The 19,697-nt window shown below is 67.5% G+C and carries 17 protein-coding genes; 8 read left to right on the top strand and 9 right to left on the bottom strand.

The features are described from left to right. The first annotated feature begins 181 nt into the window (after window positions 1-181). From tyrS to JKL49_RS10375, 4 genes are all read left to right on the top strand, one after another. Window positions 182-1,510, top strand: coding sequence for a tyrosine--tRNA ligase (gene tyrS / locus JKL49_RS10390; RefSeq protein WP_430700800.1), 1,329 nt, complete (start codon window positions 182-184; stop codon window positions 1,508-1,510). Window positions 1,511-1,562: 52 nt separating this feature from the next. Next, window positions 1,563-2,027, top strand: coding sequence for a peroxiredoxin (locus JKL49_RS10385; RefSeq protein ID WP_215340217.1), 465 nt, complete (start codon window positions 1,563-1,565; stop codon window positions 2,025-2,027). 287 nt (window positions 2,028-2,314) lie between these two features. Next, window positions 2,315-3,478, top strand: a complete 1,164-nt coding sequence (locus JKL49_RS10380) for a M23 family metallopeptidase (RefSeq protein ID WP_215340215.1) — start codon at window positions 2,315-2,317, stop codon at window positions 3,476-3,478. Further along, window positions 3,459-3,959 carry a bactofilin family protein gene (locus JKL49_RS10375; protein ID WP_215340213.1) on the top strand — a complete coding sequence of 167 codons (501 nt, stop codon included), beginning with the start codon at window positions 3,459-3,461 and terminating at the stop codon, window positions 3,957-3,959. Before JKL49_RS10380 ends, JKL49_RS10375 begins: the two co-directional genes overlap by 20 nt. Here JKL49_RS10375 and JKL49_RS10370 read toward each other — a convergent pair. The 4 genes from JKL49_RS10370 to JKL49_RS10355 all read right to left on the bottom strand — a co-directional run bounded on the left by JKL49_RS10370 (window position 3,956) and on the right by JKL49_RS10355 (window position 9,495). Then, a complete protein-coding gene (locus JKL49_RS10370) occupies window positions 3,956-4,654 on the bottom strand; it encodes a 2-phosphosulfolactate phosphatase (protein WP_215340211.1) in 699 nt (232 codons plus the stop codon). The two genes, JKL49_RS10375 and JKL49_RS10370, sit on opposite strands and share 4 nt — an antisense overlap. A 4-nt stretch (window positions 4,655-4,658) precedes the next feature. Continuing rightward, a protein-coding gene (gene prfB, locus JKL49_RS10365; protein ID WP_215340209.1) for a peptide chain release factor 2 occupies window positions 4,659-5,772 on the bottom strand; the annotation gives its coding sequence in 2 pieces (ribosomal slippage) (window positions 4,659-5,702 and window positions 5,704-5,772; 1,113 coding nt in all). Between the two features lie 49 nt (window positions 5,773-5,821). Beyond that, window positions 5,822-8,242 carry a penicillin-binding protein 1A gene (locus tag JKL49_RS10360; RefSeq protein ID WP_215340207.1) on the bottom strand — a complete coding sequence of 807 codons (2,421 nt, stop codon included), beginning with the start codon at window positions 8,240-8,242 and terminating at the stop codon, window positions 5,822-5,824. 59 nt (window positions 8,243-8,301) lie between these two features. Continuing rightward, the gene (locus JKL49_RS10355) at window positions 8,302-9,495 is read right to left on the bottom strand and encodes an N-acetylmuramoyl-L-alanine amidase family protein (protein ID WP_430700795.1); all 1,194 of its coding nucleotides are present in this window, start codon (window positions 9,493-9,495) and stop codon (window positions 8,302-8,304) included. 406 nt (window positions 9,496-9,901) lie between these two features. Here JKL49_RS10355 and JKL49_RS10350 point away from each other — a divergent pair, with 406 nt between their 5' ends. Genes JKL49_RS10350 through JKL49_RS10340 form a run of 3 tightly spaced genes read left to right on the top strand, consistent with a single transcriptional unit; the run spans window position 9,902 to window position 14,809 of the window. Continuing rightward, the gene (locus JKL49_RS10350; RefSeq protein WP_215340203.1) at window positions 9,902-12,598 is read left to right on the top strand and encodes an Rne/Rng family ribonuclease; all 2,697 of its coding nucleotides are present in this window, start codon (window positions 9,902-9,904) and stop codon (window positions 12,596-12,598) included. A 50-nt stretch (window positions 12,599-12,648) separates the two neighbouring features. Then, window positions 12,649-14,052: a M48 family metalloprotease gene (locus JKL49_RS10345; protein WP_215340201.1), complete on the top strand. Its 1,404-nt coding sequence runs from the start codon at window positions 12,649-12,651 to the stop codon at window positions 14,050-14,052. 28 nt (window positions 14,053-14,080) lie between these two features. Next, entirely contained in the window at window positions 14,081-14,809 is a 729-nt protein-coding gene (locus tag JKL49_RS10340; RefSeq protein WP_215340198.1) for a DsbA family protein, read from the top strand. Here the strand turns inward: JKL49_RS10340 and JKL49_RS10335 are convergent. Further along, on the bottom strand, window positions 14,806-15,612 hold the full coding sequence (locus JKL49_RS10335; RefSeq protein WP_215340196.1) for a class I SAM-dependent methyltransferase: 807 nt from the start codon (window positions 15,610-15,612) through the stop codon (window positions 14,806-14,808). The genes JKL49_RS10340 and JKL49_RS10335 overlap by 4 nt on opposite strands. Window positions 15,613-15,877: 265 nt before the next feature. Between JKL49_RS10335 and JKL49_RS10330 the strand changes: the two genes are divergently transcribed. Then, a complete protein-coding gene (locus JKL49_RS10330; RefSeq protein WP_215340193.1) occupies window positions 15,878-17,365 on the top strand; it encodes an NAD(P)/FAD-dependent oxidoreductase in 1,488 nt (495 codons plus the stop codon). On the opposite strand, the gene JKL49_RS10325 is transcribed toward JKL49_RS10330, so the two are convergent. The 4 genes from JKL49_RS10325 to thiS all read right to left on the bottom strand — a co-directional run bounded on the left by JKL49_RS10325 (window position 17,362) and on the right by thiS (window position 19,661). Continuing rightward, window positions 17,362-18,165: an SDR family oxidoreductase gene (locus JKL49_RS10325; RefSeq protein WP_215340191.1), complete on the bottom strand. Its 804-nt coding sequence runs from the start codon at window positions 18,163-18,165 to the stop codon at window positions 17,362-17,364. The two genes, JKL49_RS10330 and JKL49_RS10325, sit on opposite strands and share 4 nt — an antisense overlap. Window positions 18,166-18,247: 82 nt before the next feature. Continuing rightward, complete coding sequence (locus tag JKL49_RS10320; RefSeq protein WP_215340190.1) at window positions 18,248-18,637, bottom strand: hypothetical protein; 390 nt, start codon at window positions 18,635-18,637, stop codon at window positions 18,248-18,250. Between the two features lie 30 nt (window positions 18,638-18,667). Beyond that, entirely contained in the window at window positions 18,668-19,459 is a 792-nt protein-coding gene (locus JKL49_RS10315) for a thiazole synthase (protein ID WP_215340188.1), read from the bottom strand. Window position 19,460: 1 nt separating this feature from the next. Further along, window positions 19,461-19,661, bottom strand: a complete 201-nt coding sequence (gene thiS, locus JKL49_RS10310) for a sulfur carrier protein ThiS (protein WP_215342770.1) — start codon at window positions 19,659-19,661, stop codon at window positions 19,461-19,463. Between the last annotated feature and the right edge of the window lie 36 nt (window positions 19,662-19,697).

The following is a 19,697-nucleotide window of genomic DNA, read 5'->3' as shown; positions in this document are numbered from 1 at the left end:
GCTTGACCGCGCGGCCGCCGAACGGCTACCTAGCGCCCATGATCATCCGCGCCACCCTTGCTGGACGTTATTACCGCCTGCCCTAGAGCAGGTGCGGACCCGATCTCGCGCCACCCGTAACCCGGTCGGCGCCCCTCCCACAAAATCGATGGTCTCCGGCCCCATGCCCTTGGAGACCTAGATGACCCTCGAAATCCTGGATCGCCGCGTGCTAGAGCCGCACGCGTCCCTAGAAGAGCCCCTGCCCATGTCCGCCGACCAGCCCGCCTTCAAGTCCGACCTGCTGCGCACCATGCAGGCCCGTGGCTACATCCATCAGATCACCCATCCGGTGGAGCTGGACGAGGCGGCGGGCAAGGGGATCGTCACCGGCTACATCGGTTTCGATGCCACCGCCGCCAGCCTGCACGTCGGCAGCCTGATCCAGATCATGATGCTGCGCCGGTTGCAGCAGGCGGGGCACAAACCCATCGTGCTGATGGGCGGCGGCACCACCAAGGTCGGCGATCCCACCGACAAGGACCAGTCGCGGCCCCTGCTCACCGAGGCGCAGATCCAGTCGAACATCGACAACATCAAGACGGTGTTCGCCAAGTTCCTGACCTTCGGCGACGGCCCCACCGACGCGGTGATGGTCGACAACGCCGACTGGCTGGACAAGCTGGGCTACGTCCAGTTCCTGCGGGAATTCGGCGTCCACTTCACGATCAACCGCATGCTCAGCTTCGAGAGCGTCAAGCTGCGGCTGGAGCGTGAGCAGCCGATGACCTTCCTCGAATTCAACTACATGCTGATGCAGGCCACCGACTTCCTGGAGCTGGAGCGCAAGTTCGGCTGCACCCTGCAGATGGGCGGCTCCGACCAGTGGGGCAACATCCTCAATGGCGTCGAGTTGATCCGCCGCGTCGATCAAAAGCCGTCCTTCGGCCTGACCACCCCCCTGCTCTCCACGGCGTCCGGCCAGAAGATGGGCAAGACGGTGGGCGGGGCCGTGTGGCTCAACGCCGACATGCGCAGCCCCTACGACTACTGGCAGTTCTGGCGCAACACCGAGGACGCCGACGTCGGCCGCTTCCTACGCCTGTTCACCGACATGCCGCTGGACGAGGTGGCGCGCTACGAGGCCATGCAGGGCGCCGACATCAACGAGGCCAAGAAGGTGCTGGCCAATGTCGCCACCACCATGCTGCACGGGGCGGAGGCGGCCAAGGCCGCCGCCGAGGCCGCGCGCAAGGCCTTTGAGGAAGGCGCACTCTCGGCCGACCTGCCCACCATCGAGATCTCGATGACGGACCTTGAGGTCGGCATCGTGCTGGCCGTGTTGGCCACCGATGCAGGGCTGGCTGCGTCCCGCGGCGAGGCGCGGCGCCTCGCCAAGGGCGGCGGCCTGCGGGTCAACGACAAGGCCGAGACCGACGGGGACCGGACGCTCACAGACGCCGACCTCGTCGAAGGCGTCATCAAGCTTGGCGCTGGCAAGAAGAAGATCGTGCTGATCAAGCCGGTCTAATGAACTGTGCGGGCGGCGGCTGCGCTGTCGCCCGCCTCTCAAGGAGCTGACCATGACCGACGTGACCGAAGGTTTCACCGCCCCCGACTTCGAACTGGCCGGGGCCGATGGCCCCGTGCGGCTGTCCGACTTCAAGGGCAAGGCCGTGGTGGTCTATTTCTACCCGAAGGACGACACCACGGGCTGCACCAAGGAGGCGCAGGAATTCTCAGGCCTGGCCGCCGACTTCGCCAAGGCGGGCGCCACCGTCATCGGGGTCTCCAAGGACTCCGTTAAAAGTCACGCGAAGTTTACGGCGAAATACGACTTGGCAGTGCCCCTGGGCTCCGACCCCGAGGGCGCCGTCATCGAGCGCTACGGCTCGTGGGTGGAGAAGAGCATGTACGGCCGCAACTATATGGGCATCGAGCGCTCCACCTTCCTGATCGATCAGGACGGCAAGCTTGCCCGAATCTGGCGCAAGGTGAAGGTCGCCGGCCACGCCGCCGAGGTGCTGAAGGCCGCGCAAAGCCTTTAAGGTCAAGCTTTCGCGCCTCTGCGGCGGGTCGCAGCAGGGCCGCCAGGATCGCGTGCGGCGGGAACCTTCGCGTCTCAGGGCTGTTGTAGAATTGTCGCGGGCCGCCGGTTTACAACCCCGACAGACCTTTGATTTGTCTGCCAAGCTAGCGTGGTCGTTCATGGCTCGTTAACCAGTCAGGTTAAGAATTGGGCCTATCCGGCTTGCGCTCTCCCGTGGCGCGAAGCCCCTTGCGCGTTCCCAAAATCTCATCGCATATCGCCGGAACTTAGTTCCTAGCCGACGCGGTGTGTATGTCACGCTTTTCGCGCCTTCGCCGATCGCTGGAAGAGCTTTTCCCTGAACGACATCTCTATGTCCGCTCCGGCGGGGAGATGCGTGCCTTTGTCCTGACGACGGGCAAACAGCTGACCTTCGCCTCGGTGCTAGCGGTCTGCGCGTTGTGGATGGGCATCTGCACCGCGGCCATGATGGTGAACGCCATGGCCCTGTCGGCGACCGATCAGGAGATCGCGCGGACCCAGGCCAAGTACGAACGCTGGATCGCCGACCGGCAGGCCCGGCTGAACAGCGCCGTGGCTCAGCTTAACGCTGCCAATGGCTCTGTCGACGACCTAGCCCTGACCATTGAGAAGCGCCACGCGGCGCTCGCCATGCTGCTCACCGACGTGAAGGGCGCACCTGGCCTGAGCCAGGCGCTCGCCCCCACCATCCAGCGCGCCAGCCACGTGCCGGCCGGCGCCAGCCCCATGCGCCGGATCGAACTGGTCCGCGCCAGCCAGGAACGGTTGATCGACGCGGCCGACAACTTCGCCAAGAGCCGGGCCGACCGCCTGCGCCTGGCCTTCCGCCTCGCCGGCCTGACGCCCACCTCCTACACGCCGCGCGGCGGCTCGCTGGGCGGCCCCCTGATCGAGGCAAAGGATCCCCGGGCGCTCGCCGCCGTGCTCGACGTCGACGAGGGCTTCGCGGTGCGCATCCAGCACGCGGCCACCAACATGTCCGAAGCCTCGGCCCTAGCCGACGCCGCTGGCAAGCTGCCCTTCGCCCGGCCCACGAACCACACCGGCACCTCCAGTGGGTTCGGTGTACGCTTTGATCCCTTCACCCGGCGACCGGCCTTCCACTCGGGCCTCGACTTCGTGGGCGGCTTTGGGGTCCCGATTTATACAACGGCGCCTGGCGTGGTGTCGTTCACCGGACAGCGTTCGGGATATGGCAACACCATTGAGATAGACCACGGGGGCGGCTTCAAGACCCGCTACGCCCACCTGCAGGCCATCGGCGTGACCATCGGTCAGCGGGTGGCGGTGGGCCAGAGGATTGGAGCCATGGGTTCGACCGGCCGCTCCACCGGTCCACATCTTCATTACGAGGTCTGGGTCAATGGACGCGCCCAGAACCCCGACCGTTTCGTGAAAGCCGGCGATTATGTTCTCCAAAACAGCTAAGACCCCCGCCAAGCCCCCCGTGAAGTTCGACGCCGCTCCGGCTCCGCTGGCGGCCGACCCCGCGGCCCAACGCAAGGCGCCGCGCGCGGCCTCGCTGATCAGCGAGAACATCACCATCGAGGGCAATGTCACCGGTGAAGGCGAAGTCCACATCGACGGGGTGGTGCGCGGCGACGTCCGGGTCGGCAAGCTGACTGTCGGCGAAACCGGCCACATCGAGGGCGGCGTCTATGCCGAGGCCATCGAGGCCCGCGGCCGCATCATCGGCGCCGTGACCGCCAAGCAGGTCCGTCTCTACGGCACGGCTTACGTTGACGGCGACATCACCCATGAGCAGCTGGCCATGGAAACCGGGGCCTTCTTCCAGGGCCGTAGCCTGAAGTTCCAGCGCCCGGCCACACCGCCGACCCCGGCTCCGAGCCCGCTGGCCCAAGCCGCCGCGCCCGCGCCGACCCCCGGACTGGCGCCCAAGCCGGTCTAGGCGGAATAGGCCCTGTCGCGGAGCATGGGCGCCGCGGCGCTAGCCTCGCTCTGCAGGGCCAGGTCCACATCGATCTCGAAGCCGCGCGCGATGAGCTCGCGGCCTGACAGACAGTCGCGGATCATGGCATCGAGGTCGGGCTGGGCGCTGCGCCAGGCGTCGCGCGCGACCCTAGCCTCCGAAGTCATCTCGCCCTCCAGAGCGTCGATGATGGCGCCCGCGCCGACCAGGTCCTCGACGGCCGGACGCAGGGTGTCGCCGGGCCAACGTTCGCCGGCCGGAATCACGCCGATGTCCCCCTGCCCCGCCAGCTCGCGGGCCTTGGCCGCCACAGCGCGGGCGTTTCGCAGGCAGCCCGCGAGGACCGGCATCTCACCGCAGGCCAGCGACAACCGCGACCCGTTCGGGGACGGCAGCAACAGGCGATCACCCGGATTCAAGGCACGCAGGCTAGCGGGCGACAGGCTGAACTGGCCGCCCGCGGCGCGCTTGGGCGCCGCGGCCACCGCGCCGACCTTCGCCGCCGCATCCTTGGCCGCCTCATGGTCGCCGAGCGGGAACGGATAGATCAAGGCGCCGCGGCCGACCGCTATGTCCACGGCCGTTGAGAAGGACAGCACGTCGACGATCACGAAGACGGAGACGTGCGGCCGCAGGGCCTCGATCCCTTCGCGCGCCCACTCACATCTGATCACAGCCTTACCCCTCGCGGGTGATGCCGACCCGCTGAGCGAGCGACGCGCCCATGAAGCCGTCCAGGTCGCCGTCCAACACCCCTTGGGTGTCGGAGGTTTCCACCTCGGTCCGCAGGTCCTTGACCATCTGATAGGGCTGCAAGACGTAGGAGCGGATCTGGTGCCCCCAGCCGATATCGGTCTTCTGGTCCTGCATCGCCTGGGCCTCGGCCTCGCGCTTCTGCAGCTCGATCTCATAGAGCCGGGCGCGCAGCATCTTCCAGGCTTCCTCGCGGTTCTGGTGCTGCGAGCGTCCGGCCTGGCAGGCCACGGCCACGCCGGTGGGGATGTGGGTCAGGCGCACGGCTGAGTCGGTCTTATTGATGTGCTGGCCGCCGGAGCCGGAGGCCCGGTAGGTGTCGGTGCGCACGTCAGACGGATTGATGTCGATGACGATGGTGTCGTCCACCACCGGATAGACCCAGACCGAGGCGAAGCTGGTGTGCCGCTTGGCCGCCGAATCAAAGGGCGAGATGCGCACCAGGCGGTGCACGCCGGCCTCGGTCTTCAGCCAGCCATAGGCGTTGTGACCCTTGACCTGGAGGGTCACCGACTTGATCCCGGCCTGTTCGCCCGAGGTCTCTTCCAGGAAGTCGACAGTCATGCCGTGGGCGGTGGCCCAGCGGGTGTACATGCGCAGCAGCATGCCGGCCCAGTCGTTGGACTCGGTGCCCCCGGCCCCGGAATTGATTTCCATGAAGGCGTCGTTGCTGTCGGCCTCGCCCGAAAGCAGAGCCTCCAGCTCGGCGCGGCCGGCGCGGTCCTTCAGGCCCTTGAGCTGGGCGCGGGCCTCGTCGAGGGAGGCTTCGTCACCCTCCTCGTCGGCCATTTCGGCATAGCCGACCGCGTCGACCAGGTCGCGCTCTATGGACTGCACCGCCTCCACGCTGGCGGCCAGCTTGGCGCGCTCGCGGGTGATGGCCTGGGCGGCCTCGGCGTTGTCCCAAAGGCTCGGGTCCTCGACCCGGGCGTTCAGCTCATGAAGTTTTCGAAGCGCTGGTTCCCAGTCAAAGACGCCTCCTGAGCAGTTCGATCGACTGCTCGATGTCGGCCTTGGCAGCCTCAACATCCGCTCTCATGGGGAATTCCTTCGAAAGGTGAGCGGCGGGCAGTAGCGGTTTGCCCGCCCTAGTACAACCCGCTCATGTCATCCTGCTTCTTCGGCGGGGCCGCCGGGGACGGGGCGCCCGTGGGCTGACCGTCGGGCCAGACCTGCTGATAGGGCTGTGGCCCATCGGCCGGGCGGAAGGCGCCGGCCGAGACCGCGACCTTGGGCTCAGTGCCGGGCTTGAAGGCCTCACGGATGCCGCGGACCATGACAAACTTGGCGTTCTTGGGCGCCTTGAACTCGGTCTTGGGCAGGCCCTTGGTGGCCTCCATCATGAACTCGGTGAAGATCGGCACGGCGGCGACGGTGCCGGTCTCGCCCTCGCCCAGGCTGCGGTTGTCGTCAAAGCCCACGAAGACGCCGGCCACGATCTGCGGGGTGAAGCCCACGAACCAGGCGCTGCGATACTCGTTGGTGGTGCCGGTCTTGCCGCCGACCGGCCGGCCCAGCACTCCGACCGAGGTCGCCGTGCCGCGCTGGACCACGCCCTGCAGCATGGAGGTGATCTGATAGGCGGTGATGGGATCCATCATCTGCGCGCCGCCCGGCGCGATGCGCGGGCTCTCGTCGCCGTTGAAGCCTGAGTCGCAGCGCGGGCAGTCGCGCTTGTCGGCGCGGAAGATGGTCTTGCCCTCGCGGTCTTGCACCAGCTCGATCAGGTGCGGCTCGACCTTGCGGCCGCCGTTGACGAAGGAGGCGTAGGCCGCCGTCAGCTTGAACGGCGTCGTCTCGCCGGCGCCCAGCGCCATGGCCAGCACCGGCTCCATGTCGCGCACCACGCCCAGCTTGATGGCCATGTCGCGGATCTTCGACATGCCGACACCCTGCGCCAGGCGCACGGTCATGGCGTTGCGCGACAGCTCCAGACCTTTCCGCAGGGCCAGGGCGCCATAGTATTTCTTGTTGTAGTTCTCCGGCGTCCAGTCGGCCCCGGCCGCGCCCTTCAGAGTAATGGCGCTGTCCATCACCACGCTGGCCGGCGTGTAGCCGTTCTCCAGCGCGGTGGCGTAGACCAGCGGCTTGAAGGCCGAACCGGGCTGGCGCATCGCCTGGGTGGAGCGGTTGAAGTTGGACAGCGAGAAAGAATAGCCGCCCACCATGGCCAGGACGCGCCCGGAGTTCGGCTCCATGGCCACCAGGGCGCCGTTGACCGCGGGCACCTGTTTCAGGCGATAGCCGCCGCTGTTCTCCACGGGCTCGACGAAGATCAGATCGCCGACCACGGGTACGCCCTTGCCGGCCCGGGCCCAGGCGACGTCCTCGCCCGCGATGGCCCCAGTCGCGCCGCTTGCGGCCACCTGGATGCGAACGTTGGTGTTGGAGGATTCGGTCACCACCGCCGGCTGCCAGTCGCGGCGCTCGGCAGGCAGGGTCTTCTTCTTGGCCAAGGCTTCCCAGCCCGGCGCAATGGTCACGTGACCCCAGGCCCCGCGCCAGCCGTGGCGGCGGTCATACTGTTCCAGGCCGTGCATCAGGGCCACGCGGGCGGCGGTCTGCATGTCGGGGTCGAGGGTGGTGCGCATGTAGTAGCCCCCCTCGTTCAGTCGTTGGCCGAGGGTGGCCAGGCCGCGGCGGCGGACCTCCTCCACGAAGAAGTCGGCGTCGCGGTACTTGGCGCGGCTTGGGGCGTTCTGGACCTTGAGGTCTTCCTTCATCGCCTTTTCGGCGTCGACCCGGCTGACCCAGCCCAGGTCGGCCATCTGGCCGATGATCCAGTTGCGCCGGGCGATCGCGTTCGCCTTGCGCCGGATTGGATGGTAGTTATCCGGTCCCTTGGGCAGGGCGGCAAGATAGGCGCACTCGGCCAGGCTGAGGTCGGAAATCGACTTGCCGAAGTAGTTGTAGGCCGCCGCGCCGACGCCGTACGAGCGATAGCCCAGCCAGATTTCGTTCAGATACAGCTCAAGGATCTGCTCCTTGTTCAGCGTCTGCTCCAGACGCCGGGCGAGGATCGCCTCCTTCAGCTTGCGCCCCACGGTGGCGTCGCTGGTCAGCAGGACGTTCTTGGCCACCTGCTGAGTGATGGTGGACCCGCCCTCCAGGCGCTTGCCGCGGGCGGCGTTCAGCACATTGCGCATCATCGCCCGGGTCAGGCCCATGGCGTCGACGCCCGAGTGCTGGAAGAAGTTGCGGTCTTCCGCCGCCAGGAAGGCCTGGGCCAGCTGCGGCGGGATGTTGTCGTAGGGAACGAAGATACGGCGTTCGCGGGAGAACTCGCCGATCAGGGTGCCGTCCCAGGCATAGGCTCGGGTGGCGGTGGGCGGGCGATAGTCCACCAGGTCCCCGGCGTCGGGCATGTCATGGAACAGCCACGCGGCGTAGATGGCGATGGCGAATCCCGCCACCGCGATTGCGCTCAGCACGGCGACGCCGGCGATCGCGACCCATCTTTCCGGGGGGTTCAAGACTGACAGACCTCCGCGGGCGCCCTCCTCCCGCATGGTCATCGTCTAGAGCGGGTTTCGGAAAAGGGAAAGCCGGTTTTACGACGCGCGCAGAGTTACCGTGACGCCAGCCGGGTCTCTTGCGCGAAGTAGGCGTCGATGGAGTCGCCGACGGCGTTCATCAGGCGGGCCCGGCCGGCGGGATCGCGCAGGAAAGCCTCGTCCTCGGGATTGTTTACAAAGCCCATTTCCAGCAGCACCGCGGGTACGTCGGGGGCCAGCAGGACGGCGAGACCAGCCTCGCGATGGCTGCGGCGCAGCAGGCGCATGTCGCCGTCGGAAATCCGATCCAGCACCATCTCGGCGAAGGTGGCCGAGCGATTCTTGGTGGAGCGCTGGGTCAAGTCGAACAGGATGCCGGAGACCCCCCGGTCGGCCTGGTTCACCTTCATGAACCAGTCGTCCTTGGAGACCAGCTTCTGCGAGCGGGCCACGGCGCGGTCGGCGAGCGTGTAGACGCTGGCGCCGCGGGCCTGGGTGTTGGGGCCCGAGTCGGCGTGCAGCGAGATGAACAGGTCGGCGCCGGACTTGCGCGCGATGGGCACGCGGGTTTCCAGCGGCACATAGACGTCCGAGGACCGGGTCATCACCACGCGGTAGCGGCCGGTGCGCTCCAGGCGTGACTTCAGAGCCAGGGCGGCGGCCAGAGTCACGTCCTTCTCATAGCCATTGGAGCCGATGGCGCCGGGATCCTTGCCGCCATGTCCGGCGTCGATGACCACAGTCTTCTTCAGATTGAGCGGCGGCGGCCGGATGGCCGGCGCGGTGTTGGAGATCAGCGTGACCCGTTCGCCCGGCGCGCGCGGCGCGGCGGCGGCGATGTCGATCACGTAGCGATAGTTGGCGGCGCCATCGGCCGGCGGCAGCAGGAAGCGGCGCTTGATCACTGCATCGCCGGCCAGATCGATACGCAGGCGCGCGCCGAGGGGGCCGCCGTCGAGCATCCAGGTCTTCACCAGCCCCTGTCCGCCCCCCTGCAGGGTGCGATCAACGTTGACGCCGGGCAGGTTCATGACGACTCGGCGGTCGTCCTGGCCGTCGGAAGCGATCTTGGCCGTGGCCGAGCGGTCGAGATCTATGACGATGCGGGTTTCGGTCTGGTCGCCGCCGAGTCGGACCTTCAGCACGCCGCCGCCGGAGGCGTTGGCCTGGCCCACGGCCGCGACCGCAAGGCAGCAGACACCCGCGGCCACAGCCGCGAGGGTACGCTTCCCGAACCTATCGAAGGCGACGCCTACTTTTGCGAGCACTATGCCCCACACCACACGCATTTTGGTTTGAAACCCCATATACCCCTTAGCAGCGTGGAGAAACGGTTAACCCGCCCAGGCTGAACCCAGGTTGAAGCCGATTGTCTTTCTTTTTTCAGCTTACTGTTGCAATGTCCCCCCGCGCTGGATGCGCCCTGCCTGTCAGGGCCAGTTTCCGCGCGAAGCCCGCGTCGGCTTCGGCCGAATCCTCGGCCATGACGCATCAATCCGATCCGTGCTCATCAAGAGTGCGCCTGGGAAACAACTATGGGCAGCGCCGCTCGAGCCCCTTTCCGGCCTTGCACCGCCCGCGTCTCTGACGCGGCCGGCGAAAGCGCGCGCGCCCTCATGACAAACCGGCAGCGCCCGAGCCTAGAGCTCCAGGCGCGCCTCGGAGATCGCCTATATGTCCAAGAAAATGCTTATCGACGCCGCTCACGCAGAAGAGACGCGTGTGGTGGTGATCGACGGAACCCGGGTTGAAGAATTTGATTTCGAAAGTCAGAACCGCAAACAGCTTCGAGGGAATATCTACCTCGCCAAGGTGACGCGGGTCGAACCGTCGCTGCAGGCCGCCTTCATCGAATACGGCGGCAACCGGCACGGCTTCCTGGCCTTCAACGAAATCCACCCGGACTACTATCAGATCCCGGTCGCCGACCGCGAAGCGCTGATGCGCGAAGAGGCTGACGACGAGGACGATCACCCCGAGCCCCGCGGTCGGGGCAATCCCACGTCCGAGAACGACGATGACGACGACGACGCGTCCGACGCCGACGAAGACGACGTCATGGACGAGGAAGTCGCGCGCCGCCGCCGGCGGCTGATGCGTCGATACAAGATCCAGGAAGTGATCCGCCGCAGGCAGATCATGCTGGTTCAGGTCGTCAAGGAAGAGCGCGGCAATAAGGGTGCGGCGCTCACCACCTATCTCTCCCTGGCCGGCCGCTATGGCGTGCTCATGCCCAATACCGCTCGAGGGGGCGGCATTTCGCGCAAGATCACCACCGTCACCGACCGCAAGCGCCTGAAGGGCGTGGTTCAGAGCCTGGACGTGCCGCAGGGCATGGGCTTGATCGTCCGCACGGCGGGCGCCAAGCGCACCAAGGCCGAGATCAAGCGCGACTACGAGTACCTGCTGCGCCTGTGGGAAAACATCCGCGACACCACCCTGCACTCCGTGGCCCCAGCCCTCATCTATGAGGAAGAGGACCTGGTGAAGCGCACCATCCGTGACCTCTATGACAAGGACATCGACGAGGTCTGGGTCGAGGGCGAGGCCGGCTTCAAGGAAGCCCGCGACTTCATGCGCATGCTGATGCCGTCGCAGGCCAAGAAGGTTCAGGCCTATCGCGAGGCGACCCCGCTGTTCGTGAAGCACAAGGTCGAGGACCACCTCGCCCAGATCTACACCCCCAACGTGCCCCTGCGCTCGGGCGGCTATCTGGTGATCAACCAGACCGAGGCCCTGGTGGCGGTCGACGTGAACTCCGGCCGCTCGACGCGTGAACGGAACATCGAGGCCACCGCGCTCAAGACCAACATGGAAGCGGCCGAAGAGACGGCCCGCCAGCTGCGTCTGCGCGACCTGGCCGGCCTCATCGTCATCGACTTCATCGACATGGATGAGTCGAAGAACAACCGGGCGGTCGAGAAGAAGCTGAAGGACGCGCTGAAGGACGACCGCGCCCGCGTCCAGATGGGCAAGATCAGCGGCTTTGGCCTGATGGAGATCAGCCGCCAGCGCCGCCGCTCCGGCGTGCTGGAAGGCACCACCCACGTCTGCGAACATTGCGCCGGCACCGGCCGCGTCCGCTCGGTGGAGTCCAGCGCCCTGTCGGCCCTGCGCACCGTCGAGGGCGAGGCCCTCAAGGGTGGCGGCGAGGCGACCCTGAAGGTTCCGCGCGCCGTCGGCCTCTACATCCTCAATGAAAAGCGCAATCACCTGGCGCGCATCAATGAGGGCCTGGGCCTGTTCGTGACCATCGTCCTCGACGACGCCATGAACCACGCCGATCACGAGATTGAGCGCACCGCCAGCGAGGCGCGGCCCGAGCACGCGGTGGTGCACCACACCCCGCTGCAGGCCTATGTGCCCGACGACGACGATTTCGATGACAGCGAGATCGAGGACGAGGAAGAAGACGACGAGGAAATCCTCGAAGCCGAGGACGACGAAGACGAAGAGGGTGGCCGCAACCCGATCGTCGCCCGTGAAGCCCGGGGCGAGAGCGAAGAGCGCGTCGAAGACGACGGCGAACGCGCCGGCCGCGGCCGCCGCCGCCGCCGCCGTGGCCGTCGTGACGGAGCCGAGCCCCGCCCCGACGGCGCCGCCGCCGCCGCGCCGAGCGAGCCGCGCGCGCCTGTGGACGCGAAGGGTGAGTACGAGGACGACGGCCAGGGTGGCCGCCGTCGCCGCCGAGGCCGCCGTGGCGGTCGCCGGATGCGCGACGATAGCCGCCCGCAGGACGTGTTCTCGTGGACCCGTCCCTGGGTGCCGTACGGCGATGATCCCTTCGTCTGGCACGATCCGGCGGAAGACTTCCGCACCCCGGTCGCGGCCAATGACGGCCCGGCCGCTCCGGTCGCCGCGTCATCGGTCTCCGAAGATGTGGACCAGGACAACTCGCCGATGATCGCGCCGGCCACTGAGGGCGGCGACGACATGTGGGTCGAGTTGCCCGCCCTGGACGACAAGCCCAAGAAGACCCGGGCCCGTCGTGGCCGTGGCCGTGGTCGCAGCGACGAGGCCGATGTGGCCGAAGCGCCGGCCTTCGCCGAGGAAACTCCGGACCCCGTCGCCGTGATCGAAGAGGCCGCCGCGCCGCTTCCCGAGCCGGACGTTGAAGCCGAGGCGCCCGCCGCCCCGGCCAAGCGCAGCCGCGCCCGCAAGCCGAAGGCCGAGGCTGTCGCCGAAGCTCCGGCGATTGAGGCCCCGACGTCCGAGCCGGAGCCGGTGGAAGCCGTCGCCGAACCGGTGGTCGAGGCGCCCGCCGCCAAGCCCGCCCGTGCGGTCAAGGCCAAGGCGCCGGCCGAGCCCGATCCGGCGGAAATCTCGACGCCTCCCGCCGCGCCGCGCAAAGGCTGGTGGCGTCGCGGTTGACGGGTTAGGCTGCACCTATGAAGGGCTGGGGAGCGCTTGGAGTTTCGACGATGGCGTCCCCAGCCCGTTCGCTTTCACGCCTGGCCCTGACGGGCAGCGTTGCGCTCAGCCTCATCGTCCATGCCGCGCCGGCACGGGCCCAGGACGGCATTTCTCTGATTCGGGACACCGAGATCGAGGAGACCCTGCGCAGGGACTCGGTGCCGCTGTTCGACGCGGCCGGGGTCGATTCCAAGTCGATCCATATCCTGCTGATCGGGTCGAAGGATCTGCAGGCCTCGGCGGGCCCCGGCCAGATGGCGGTCTATACCGGCCTGATCCTGGAGACCGAGAACCCCAACCAGCTGCAGGGGGTCATGGCCCACGAGATCGGCCACCTGGCCGGTGGCCACTCCGCCCGCTCGGGCGACATGAACGCCGCGGGCATGAAGCCCTTCCTGCTGACCATGGGTCTGGGCGTCCTCGCGGCCCTGGCGGGTTCCGCCGAGGGCGCGGCGGCCCTGGTGGGCAGCGCCAACTATTTCGGCGCCCTGGGCGCCATGGGCTACAGCCGCGAACAGGAATCACGCGCCGACCAGGCGGGCCTGACTTATCTGGAGAAGGCTGGCATCTCCGGCCGCGGCCTGGTCGAGTTCTTCGACAACTTCCGCTACCAGGAGGTGTTCGACGAGGCGCGGCGCTTCGCCTATTTCCGCAGCCACCCCATCTCGTCGGACCGGATCGAAGCGCTGCGCAGCCGGGCCGAGGTCCAGCCGCACTACGGCGAGAAGGACAGCGCCGCGGCGATGGCCGAACACGCCATCATGAAGATGAAGCTGGACGCCTTCATCAATCCACAGCTGGTCATGGGCCGGCTGGACGAGAAGGATCAGTCCTACACGACCCGCTATGGCCGGGCGATCGCCTACTACCAGCTCAAGGAGCCGGACAAGGCGCTGAAGATCATCGATGGCCTGCTGGCCGAGCAGCCGGCCAACCCGTACCTCTACGAACTGAAGGGTCAGATCCTGTTCGAGTTCGGACGTGCCGACCAGGCCGAGGCTCCGCAGCGCAAGTCCGTCGAGCTGAAGCCCCAGGCGCCTCTGCTGCGCATCAATCTGGGCCAGACCCTGATCGCCCTCTCCGACGAGAAGAAGGTCGACGAGGGGATCAGCGAATTGAAGCGCTCCCTGGCCCTGGACGAGGAGAACGCCGAGGCCTGGCGTCTGCTGGCCCAGGCCTATGACCACAAGGAACAGGACGGCCTGGCCCGCTACGCCACCGCCGAGTACAATTTCCAGGTCGGGGACAAGCGCCAGGCCCTGGTCTTCGCCATGCGCGCCCGGGAGAAGCTGGACAAGTCCACGCCCGAATGGCGCCGCGCCACGGACATCGTCCTGGCCTCATCCCCCAGCAAGGACGACCTGAAGGATCTGGCCAAGGAAGGCTCGATCCGCCGTGGCTCGCTCAACTGACCTTTCCGCCCCTAGCTCAGCAGACCGTATGAAAACCTCGCTTCGCGTCGCCCTGGCGTTCGCCGCTGTCCTCGCCCTCTCCGGCTGTCAGAAGACCGCCGACGCCGCCTTCGGCCAGAAGGTGCGCGCCTATCTGCTGGAGCACCCCGAGGTGATCGAGGAGGCGGTGCAGAAGCTGCAGGAAAAGAAGGTCGCCGACGCGGCCAATATCGCCAAGGCCGGCCTGGTCAAATACCGCAAGGCTCTGGAGCAGGACTCCCGCGACTTCGTGGTCAATCCGAACGGCAAGATCACCGTGGTGGAGTTCTTCGACTACCGCTGCGGCTACTGCAAATCCTCGGCCCCGGAGATCGTGAAGATCATCCAGGACAATCCTGACGTCCGCTTCGTCTTCAAGGAGTTCCCGATCTTCGGCGGTGAGTCCAACCTGGCGGCCAAGGTGGCGCTGACCTCAGCCGGCAAGGCCAAGGGCCTGGCGCTCTATCAGACCTTCATGGCCGAGAAGGCCCTAGACGAGGCGGCGATCGACCGCCACCTGGCCGCCGCCGGCATCGATCCCGCCCAGGCCAAGGCCGCCGGTGAGTCCGCCGCTGTCAGCAAGCAGATCTCCGACACCCACGAACTGGCCCAGGCCCTGGGCATCGAGGGCACGCCGGCCTTTATCGTCGGCGACCGCCTGGTCCCCGGCGCCGACATGCCCGCCCTGCACGCCGCCATCGCCGCGGCCAAGGCGGGCGACGTCAAGGCCGGCGACTAAACCGCTCGGGCCACCCACAGCTGCTCACCGCCATAGGCGGCGGGGCTGCGCTGGAAGTCCGAATACAGGCTGAGCGCCTCGAACCCGGTGAGCTCCAGCAGGTAGGCCATCTCCTGGCGTGTCGACCAGCGCAGGGTCCACGAGGTCTCATGGCTGCCCAGCACACCGCCCTCGGCGTCCAGTTCCTCGACCCGCATCCGCTCCCCCGTCGTCTGCTCGAAGGGATTGGTGTGGCGGGCCAGGCAGGTGCGGCGAAAGCGGCGGCCGTTGACGGGATCGGCTGCCTCGCGGGGCGGGAAGAGCGGCGGTTCGCCTACGCAGACCTCCAGCCGGGGGTCGAACATGTCGATGACCAGCATGCCGCCGGGGTTCAGGCAGCGCCAGACGCGTTCCAGGGTCTTCCTCTGGTCGGCGGGGTCGGTGAGGTGCTGGAAGGACCGCGCCGGGATCAGCACCAGGTCGAACCGGTCCTGGGTCTCGAAGTCCTGCATGGCTGCGCAGACCAGCCGCGCGCGGCCCCAGGCCGAGGGGCGCAACGCCTGCAGCTTGCGGTCGGCGAGGTCCAGCATGGCCCGCGAGATATCCACCCCGGTGACCTCGAAGCCCGCCTCCACCAGCGGGGTCAGGATGCGGCCGGTGCCGCAGGCCAGCTCCAGCACCTTGCCACCCCGGTCGCGGGCGAGGTTGAGGTAGAAGTCGATGTCGCCGGTCAGCTTGCCGTTCTGGGCGGCGAACAGGTCGTAGCTTTCAACGGCGAGACCGCCGCCGTAGAAGGCGTTTGGATTGAGATCGTCGTGGGGCATCGCGTGGTCCTGTCTCGGTGATCCGGAAGACAGGGCGATCCTCTCAAGGCCCCGTCCGTCTCCGGCGGGGCTGTTGAAGGAAGCGGCTAGTCGCGCGCATGCCCTCCAACGCCCCGCGAGGGAGCGATGGTGGAGATCATGATCATGGTGGCGCAACGCAGCATGGCAGGGCGATAGCCTTGACAACCCGACCTGTAAAGTCCTCCCTTTCCTTCCCCCCCGGCGCCTGTGTCAGTCTGAAAATGAAAGCGCCCGGGGAGGCGACATGACCGAACGCGTACTGGTGATCGGGGCTGGAATTGGCGGGCTGTGCACGGCCCTGGCCTTGGCCTCGCCTGAACGCAAGCTCACCCTCCTCGAACGAGATCCCTCGCCGCCGACCGGGAACGCCGATGCGGCCTTCGCCGACTGGGCCCGCCGCGGGGTGGGCCACCTGCGCCACAGCCACGCCTTCCTGGCCCGCCTGCGGCTTATCCTGCGCGATGAGCACCCTGCCCTGCTGGCCGACCTGCTGGAGGCCGGCGCCCGTGACCTGGGCTTCAACGAGATGCTCAGCGAGGAGCTGAAGAAGGGCTATCGCCCTCAGGCCGTGGACAAGGACTTCGTGGTCCTCACCAGCCGACGCACGACGCTCGAGCTGGTGATCCGCCGCTATGTCGAGCGGCTGGCCAATGTGGAGATTCGCTCCGAGGTGTTCGTCACCGGCCTGAAGATCGAGCCGGGCGCGCCGCTGCGAGTTACGGGGGTCACCCTCGAGAACGGCGACGACATCCTGAGCGACCTGGTGGTGGACGCGGCGGGCCGCACCACGGCCGCCATCGAACAGTTGCGGGAGGCCGGCGCCGACGTCCCCGAGGAGTCGGAGACCGCCGGCATCCTCTACTTCACCCGCCACTACCGCCTGAACCCCGGCATGGCCGAGCCGCCGCGCACCAAGGCGCCTGGCACCGGCGATCTGGGCTTCCTGAAGTACGGGGTCTTCCCCGCCGACAACGGCTGGTTCTCCATCACCATGTGCGTGCCGGAGATCGAGCTGGAGATGCGCAAGGCCATCGTCGCGCCTGAGACCTTCAACGGCATCTGCGAACAGATCCCGGGCCTGGTCCCCTGGATCGATCCGGCCCGCGCCGAGGGGGTCAGCCGGGTGTTCGGGATGGGCGACCTGCACAGCCGCTGGCGCGACATGACGCCGGGCGGGACGCCGAGCGTGCTGGGCTATTTCCCGCTGGGCGACAGCCTGGTGCGGACCAATCCGCTCTATGGGCGGGGCTGCTCCTTCGCCGCCGTCAGCGCCTACGCCCTGCGCGATTCGCTCGCCGAGAGCGCCGATCCCGCCGCCCGGGCGGTGGCCTATCAGCGACGGATCAATGAGGGCCTGAAGCCCTACTACCTCAACATGCTGGACCAGGACCGGCTCGCGATCCGTATGGCCCGCAACACCCTGACGCCGGGCTACACACCCAGCTTCCGCGCCAAGCTGGCCAAGAGCTTCCTGGAGGATGGAGTGGCCATCGCCGTCCGCTCCAACATCGACCTGCTGCGGGCCGCCCTGCGGGGCTTCCACATGCTGGAGCACCCGTCAGCCTGGCTGAAGCGGCCGGCCAACTTCCTGCGCGTGCTGGGCTACTGGGCGCGCGGCAAGACGGCCAACGCCGCGGCATACCCGCCCAAGCTGGGGCCCGAGCGCCACGAAATGCTGACAGCGCTTGGGCTTTCGCCGCAACTGGACATCGACCGGCTGGCCGCCGCCTAGTCCGCCTTGGGCTGCATCGAGAACATCGAGCCGGCGGCCATCTGATCGCGGGTGGCCTCCGGCGCCAGGGTGGCGGCCTTGTCCAGCTCCACCAGTTCCGGCGGCACGTACCAGTGCAGCTTGTCGGAGTGATAGGCCTCCCAGACCACCTTGGCGACATCCATGGGCGGGATGGCGCGGAACAGGCCTTCCTTCGGCGCATTGGCCGCCGCGCCCGGCGGCAGGATCGGGGTGTCGATCAGGCCGGGCAGGACGTCGGCGACGCGGACCCCATAGGCCTTGAACTCCACCGACAGCGCCTCGCTGAGGCCCTTCACCGCGTGCTTGGTGGCCGAATAGACCGCGATGCCCGCCATGCCAAAGGTGGCGGATGACGACGAGGTGGTGAAGCACATCGAGTTCGGCGTGACCTTCAGCAGCTTGATCCCCTCGTGGATGCCGATCAGCACGCCCACGAAATTGACCTGGACCACGGCCAGGACGTCCTCGAAGGGCTGGTCGGCGAAGGGGCCGCCCCGGCCGATCCCGGCATTGTTGTAGAGCAGGTCCAGCTTGCCGCCGGTGGCCGCCCCGAACTCGGCGAAGGCGGCCTGGTAGTCGGCGCGGTCGGTGACATCGAGCGTGCGGACGACACAGTTCTCAGGCCCCAGCTCAGCCTCCAGGGCCTTCAGCCCCTCGGCGTTGACGTCATAGCCGCCGACGAACCAGCCCTTCTCGCGGAACAGCCGCGCGGTCTCCCGCCCCATGCCCGACGCGGCCCCGGTGATGAAGATCGACTTGCGTCCCTTGGCCTGGCCCATGTCGGCTCCTCCTCGATTTTCAGCCAGCCTAGCGGGCCGCCCCAGGGGAAGCCTACCGAATCACCGCTGGCGCGCTCCGCCCTCAATTCATTGTTTGCCGACGTCGTCCCATCTGCTCACCCAGACCCGTCTCGAACAGAAGGAAGAGCGGTCCCAACCGTTCGACGGAGAGGCGGGCCTGGGCCACGACGACAAGGGGGCCGTGGTCGCCTGGCCACGGGGGCACGGACGGATCGGCATCGGCGAGCACCAGGGCCTGGTGGATTCCCATATAGATGGCGCAAAGGCAGGCGGCCTCCTCGGGATCGATCCCGATCCGCCGCATGACTTGGAGACTGTCCAACAGCAAGCTCTCAGGAAACACTCCCAGTGCCGCCGGCGTGGACAGCTCGGCCACGCCCATCACGCCCGACTCGCGAACGATGCCCGCCAAGGTCTCGCCAAAGACGAGGGCGTCAGGCGGCGTGGGCATGTGGGAGTCTCCTGGCATGTCGCCCGCGCTTCAGATCAGTCCCGACTGCGGCGAGGACGGATCCCCGTAGACTCGCCGCGGCATACGGCCCGCCAGGAAGGCCTGACGCCCCGCGATGACCGCATGCTTCATGGCCGTGGCCATCCGGACCGGATCGCGGGCGTCGGAGATGGCGGTGTTCATCAGGACGGCGTCGCAGCCCATCTCCATGGCGATGGCGGCGTCGGAGGCGGTGCCGAGCCCTGCGTCCACCAGCACCGGCACCTTGGCCTGCTCGATGATCAGGCCGATATTGACCTTGTTGAGGATGCCCATGCCCGAACCGATGGGCGCGGCGAGCGGCATGACGGCGCAGGCGCCGGCGTCCTCCAGCTTGCGGGCATAGACCGGGTCGTCGGTGCAATAGACCATCACCTGGAAGCCCTCGCTGATGAGCATCTTCAGGGCTCGCAGGGTCTCTTCCATGTCGGGGTAGAGCAGCTTGGGGTCCGACAGCACCTCCAGCTTCACCAGGTCCCAGCCGCCGGCCTCGCGGGCCAGGCGCAGGGTGCGCACCGCCTCCTCGCCGGTGAAGCAGCCGGCGGTGTTGGGCAGGTAGGTGAAACGGTCGGGCTTCACATAGTCCACCAGCATCTGCTGGCTGGGATCGGACAGGTTCACGCGGCGCAGAGCCACGGTGACGATCTGCGCGCCCGCGGCCTCGGCGGCGGCGGCGTTCTCCGCATAGTCCTTGTACTTGCCGGTGCCGACGATCAGCCGCGAGGTGAAGGTGCGGCCCGCGACGGTCCAGGTGTCGTCCTGAGTGTGAGTTGTTCCGTCCATGTCAGCCGCCTCCGATGAAGTGGACGATCTCGATCCGGTCGCCGTCGGAGAGCGCCGTGGCGCCATAGGCCGAGCGCGGCACGATCTCGAGATTGCGCTCCACGGCCACCTTGCGGGGGTCCAATCCCAGGCTGATCACCAGGGCGCCCAGGTCCGAAAGGCCCGAAAACGAGCGCTCCTCGCCATTGATGGTCAGGGTCATGACCGCCTCGTCCAACACGTCGTCCATTCCCAGTGC

Source organism: Phenylobacterium glaciei (genome assembly GCF_016772415.1).
Lineage (GTDB): Bacteria > Pseudomonadota > Alphaproteobacteria > Caulobacterales > Caulobacteraceae > Phenylobacterium > Phenylobacterium glaciei.
This window is presented reverse-complemented; position numbering and strand designations above follow the sequence as displayed.